Annotated in this window: 4 protein-coding genes; all 4 read left to right on the forward strand. The window is 66.9% G+C overall.

The genetic code is table 11. The annotated features are described in order from the left end of the window. Positions 1 to 225: 225 nt before the first annotated feature. The 4 genes from BGN91_RS06755 to BGN91_RS06770 all read left to right on the forward strand — a co-directional run bounded on the left by BGN91_RS06755 (position 226) and on the right by BGN91_RS06770 (position 1811). Positions 226 to 879, forward strand: a complete 654-nt coding sequence (locus BGN91_RS06755) for a hypothetical protein (RefSeq protein ID WP_292611670.1) — start codon at positions 226 to 228, stop codon at positions 877 to 879. A gap of 1 nt (position 880) precedes the next feature. Beyond that, positions 881 to 1075, forward strand: a complete 195-nt coding sequence (locus BGN91_RS06760; protein ID WP_292611672.1) for a hypothetical protein — start codon at positions 881 to 883, stop codon at positions 1073 to 1075. 71 nt (positions 1076 to 1146) lie between these two features. Further along, a complete protein-coding gene (locus BGN91_RS06765; protein ID WP_292611674.1) occupies positions 1147 to 1572 on the forward strand; it encodes a hypothetical protein in 426 nt (141 codons plus the stop codon). Beyond that, entirely contained in the window at positions 1569 to 1811 is a 243-nt protein-coding gene (locus BGN91_RS06770) for a DUF6117 family protein (protein WP_292611676.1), read from the forward strand. The genes BGN91_RS06765 and BGN91_RS06770 overlap by 4 nt, the downstream gene beginning before the upstream one ends. Positions 1812 to 1836 lie beyond the last annotated feature (25 nt).

Here is a 1836-nt window from a genome sequence, read left to right on the forward strand (position 1 = left end):
GGTCGAAGACGGCCTCGTCTGCGCCGTGACAGTGATCGACGAAACGCCCGTCCGGAACCCAACCTTCGTCGAAGGGCACGCCGACTATCTCGATGACGCGATCAAGGCCGCCGACGACGGCCAGTCCTGGCCTTCCTGGGAGTTTGGCTACTAGCCAGCTTCCTCCTCAATCAAACCTCAACCGCCCGGCCATCGCGCCGGGCTTTGTCGTTTCAGGAGCCTATCATGCCGACCTATACGATCGAGACCACCTACCGTGTGCCCGTTTACCGGCAGCGGACGTATGACGCCGCGACACCCGCTGAAGCCTGTCGCCAAGCGATTGAAGACGATGACTGGTCCAACGACAAGCTCGACGACGAGTGCGCCGGCGAAACCTATGTCACCGGCATCTGGCTCGGCGCCGACGCCGCCTATTCGGGAGCAGCCGTGGCGGTCCCGTCGCATTTCGATGCGACCATCCAGCGAAAGGCCGCGCACTTCGAGGTCCTGTTCGGTCTCCTCAAAATCGTCGTTGCGGACCAGGCCGCACAACGGCGGACAGACGCCTACTGGCTCGCGCGGGCGAACGCTGCGGTCGCAAAGGCCGAGGCGATCATCGAGGGCGCACGCGATCCCGACGAGCCGGTCGCGCCGCCGCGCCCCGTTCACATCCTCGCGCAGCTCCAGGAGGACCGCGTTCGCGACCAGATCACCGCGATCACCGAGACCGATCCTGAGTTCGCAAGTCTCACGCCCAACGCAGTGTCGGATGACGACGTTCACGCCGCTTGCCTATCCGTCGCCGCCAACATCGACTTGTCGGAGGAGGTCGGCGCAGCGGAATTCCGCGCGGCGCTCGCCGCCCTTCGCGCTGCCAAGCAGGCGAAGGGAGGCTGAGATGTACGGCACCTATCTCCGCCTCGGCGTCACGTTCTGGGCCAGCGACCGCGCCGTAGTCCGCGCCGCTCGGCGCAAGCTCACGCGAACGGCGCGGCGTGATCCGGCGAAGCGAGAGGCGCGCAAGCGCTTCTACCGCGAGATGCTGGAGCATCACGCCAACGCGCAGCGGCTCGCCGCCGAATTCCGGCTCTGACGCTCCATCTGCAACCCCGTCCTTCAACCAGCCCGGCCATCGCGCCGGGCTTCGTCGTTCAGGAGCCTGACATGGCTGACTTCTTCACGCACTTCTCCTGTCTTCTTGATGTCGTCACGCCGAAAAACGCCGCGCGTGCGCTCGATCTCTACAACCGCATGATGGAGGAGAACGCCGCTGAGGACCCGCCCTCCGAGGCGTTCCTCCTGTCCATCCAGCCCGAGCATGGCGGAACGCAGCTCTGGATTCGCGATGACGTCACCGGCGATCCGCAGGCCGTCATCGACTTCGTGCTCCGCTGCGCCAAGGAATTCGGCCTCTCCGGACGCTGGGGTTTCCAATGGGCGAACACCTGCTCGCGCCCGCGCGTGAACGCCTTCGGGGGCGGCGCGCACGTCCTCGACCTCGGCCGCCGCAAGCCCGTGGCGTGGATCGCGACCAATCCCTGGCTCGACACCACGCTCTCGGCCGGGCGCAGCGAGCGAGGTGCGCCATGAGCATCCCCGATCACGCGCGCGCCAACTTTGAGACGCTGCTGCGAGCCGCGGCCGACGGGAACCTCGCGCTCATGGGGTGCGCCGACGCCGTCACAGGCGAGGCGCGCTACGTCATCTGCGCCGTGGGGCGCGACGGCACGGATTTCGTGTTCGCGCCGTTCGGCCATCTCGCCGACAGCAACCCCTTCGACGCCTATGTGCCGCCGTCGTCAACCCTGCCGGACGACCCAACCTCCTGACCGCTTGCGCCGTCGCCTGTCTGGA

It is taken from the genome of Nitrobacter sp. 62-13, from assembly GCF_001896955.1.
Classification (GTDB): domain Bacteria; phylum Pseudomonadota; class Alphaproteobacteria; order Rhizobiales; family Xanthobacteraceae; genus Nitrobacter.

Coding starts and splice junctions, on each gene's coding strand:
- BGN91_RS06770 (WP_292611676.1), top strand. CDS start 1,569: ATGAGCATCCCCGATCACGCGCGCGCCAACTTTGAGACGCTGCTGCGA.
- BGN91_RS06760 (WP_292611672.1), top strand. CDS start 881: ATGTACGGCACCTATCTCCGCCTCGGCGTCACGTTCTGGGCCAGCGAC.
- BGN91_RS06765 (WP_292611674.1), top strand. CDS start 1,147: ATGGCTGACTTCTTCACGCACTTCTCCTGTCTTCTTGATGTCGTCACG.
- BGN91_RS06755 (WP_292611670.1), top strand. CDS start 226: ATGCCGACCTATACGATCGAGACCACCTACCGTGTGCCCGTTTACCGG.